The sequence below is a fragment of the Shuttleworthella sp. genome, assembly GCF_057251025.1.
Genome location: NZ_DBHIDN010000057.1, coordinates 1 through 1,551, shown reverse-complemented (window position 1 = coordinate 1,551; position 1,551 = coordinate 1). Strand labels below are relative to the sequence as shown.

General features: G+C 56.4%; 3 protein-coding genes. All 3 read left to right on the top strand.

Annotated features, from left to right (window positions below; all coding sequences use genetic code 11):
• Positions 1–375, top strand: a 375-nt coding sequence (locus ACO5R6_RS07640) for a hypothetical protein (RefSeq protein ID WP_485626577.1), incomplete at its 5' end; no start/stop codon positions are given.
• Positions 376–406: 31 nt separating this feature from the next.
• Complete coding sequence (locus ACO5R6_RS07635; protein ID WP_485626578.1) at positions 407–1,207, top strand: AzlC family ABC transporter permease; 801 nt, start codon at positions 407–409, stop codon at positions 1,205–1,207.
• A complete protein-coding gene (locus ACO5R6_RS07630; RefSeq protein WP_006905383.1) occupies positions 1,207–1,539 on the top strand; it encodes an AzlD domain-containing protein in 333 nt (110 codons plus the stop codon). The genes ACO5R6_RS07635 and ACO5R6_RS07630 overlap by 1 nt, the downstream gene beginning before the upstream one ends.
• The last annotated feature ends 12 nt before the right edge of the window (positions 1,540–1,551 follow it).

The window sequence follows — 1,551 nt, the reverse complement described above, 5'->3', positions numbered from 1 at the left end:
GATGCCTTCTATGAGTCCTGCTATCGCCTGCAGGGGGGAGAGCGCTTCTACCCCTACCTCCTGGAGGACTTTGATTCAATGGCCCTGACCGTGGGAGAGGATCTGGATATTGTCCGCATTGACATGCCGCAGAAGTATCTGATCGTCCCCTGTGCCAAGAGCGTCTTTTTGACCTGGGATCGGAAGAAGAAGGTCGGCCGATATTTCTCTGTCGAGATCGGAAAGACCCTGTCTCAGAGCCCTCTGTCCGAGGTGACCGCCGTCGGAGATCAGGGGATCTCCTTCCACCATGAGGTCCTCCTGGAGCATGTGGAGGACAGCGCGGAGTTGTCGGCGGTCGTTGATATTCTGCGTCCCGGTCAGGGAGAAGACTGAGGTGAAAGCCTTGAATCGAGAGAACTTTCGAATGGGGATGCGTGATGGCATCCCCATTGCTTTAGGATATTTTGCCGTGTCCTTTGCCTTTGGCATGACGGCGGTCGCCGATGGAATGCGGGGAATGGACGCGGTTTTGATATCGGCGACCAATGTCACTTCGGCCGGCCAGTTTGCCGGTCTGGGGATCATTCTAGGAGACGGGAGTTACCTGGAAATCCTTTTGAGCCAGCTGGTCATCAACCTGCGCTACATGCTCATGTCCTTCTCCCTGGCTCAGCGGATGGAGCCGGACGCGCCCCTGTATAAGCGCCTTCTCATGTCCTTCGGTGTGACGGATGAAATATTTGGGATTTCGATCACCAGACCCGGATACGTGAGGCCGGACTTTCACCTGGGAGCCATGGCGGTGGCGATTCCCGGCTGGGTGCTGGGAACCGCCACAGGCGCCGTCATGGGCAAGCTTCTGCCGGCCATGATTCTCTCCGCTTTATCTGTGGCTATTTACGGCATGTTTCTCGCGATTATTATTCCTCCGATGGAGAAGGATCATTCGCTTTTAGGACTTGTTCTGGCGGCCATGAGTCTTTCGGCCGCCCTGGCCTATGGGCCTGAGCTTCTGGAAGGTGCACTGGGACTGGTATCGGGGCTGCTTCCCAGGCTTTCCTCCGGGACGAGCGTCATTATCGTCACTGTTTTTGCGGCTGCTCTTTTTGCCTGGATCCGTCCCCTGCCCCAGGAGGAAGCCGACGCCGACGCTGTGGAGGAGGGCAGAGAAAAAGTGCCTGCTGACTCGACAGGAGACGGCGGAGAAAAAGGGAGGAAAAAGTGATGAGACACAGTATCTATATCTACATTCTTCTGATGGCCCTCGTCACCTATGCCATTCGCGCGCTTCCGATTCTGGCTTTTACCAGGGAGATTCGAAGCCCCTTTTTCAAGTCCTTTCTCTACTATGTCCCCTACGCGGCGCTTGCGTCCATGACCTTCCCCGCTATTTTGACAGCGACCGCTTCGCCGATCTCAGGTCTGCTCGCATTCGTCGTGGCTCTCTGGATGGCCTATCGGAAGAAGAGTCTGCTCCTGGTGGCCCTGTCAGCCTGCGGGGCAGTCTTCCTCGCGGAGAGGGGAATGGATCTTGCCAGGGCAATGCAGCTGATCTGAGACAAAGAGAAT

What these genes read in the sequence shown, in the direction of transcription:
- ACO5R6_RS07630 (WP_006905383.1), top strand. Translation starts at nt 1,207, where the DNA reads ATGAGACACAGTATCTATATCTACATTCTTCTGATGGCCCTCGTCACC.
- ACO5R6_RS07635 (WP_485626578.1), top strand. Translation starts at nt 407, where the DNA reads ATGGGGATGCGTGATGGCATCCCCATTGCTTTAGGATATTTTGCCGTG.